Origin of the sequence: Mesorhizobium sp. M3A.F.Ca.ET.175.01.1.1 (assembly GCF_004791945.1) — a bacterium.
GTDB lineage: Bacteria > Pseudomonadota > Alphaproteobacteria > Rhizobiales > Rhizobiaceae > Mesorhizobium.
Genome location: NZ_SRTP01000346.1, coordinates 1 through 296, shown reverse-complemented (window position 1 = coordinate 296; position 296 = coordinate 1). Strand labels below are relative to the sequence as shown.

Below are 296 nucleotides of genomic sequence, written 5' to 3'. Positions count from 1 at the left end.
GGCCGGCCCTCATATTCTATGTGGCCGCTGTGGCTGTCCTCGACGCCAAAGATCGCGCGGCAGACCGATTCGGCGCCGGAGCCCTGGACGCCGATCAAGCCGACGATCTCCCCGGACGCGACATCGAAGCTCACATCCTCGACTTTGCCCGGCACCGTCAGGTCGCGCACTGCCAGCCGCTTAGGCGCGTTCTTGTCCGGCGGGTTGCTTCGCGGCAGCACCGAGCCCGCGCGCTGGCGTCCGACCATCAGCTCGTACAACTCGTCAGGGTCGGTCTCGCCTTTCACCCTTTCGGC

General features: G+C 66.9%; 1 protein-coding gene. It reads right to left on the bottom strand.

Annotation, left to right across the window (positions count from 1 at the left end; genetic code table 11):
* Positions 1–296: ATP-binding cassette domain-containing protein (locus EN818_RS31930; protein WP_135906753.1), on the bottom strand; the 296-nt coding region annotated here is incomplete at both ends.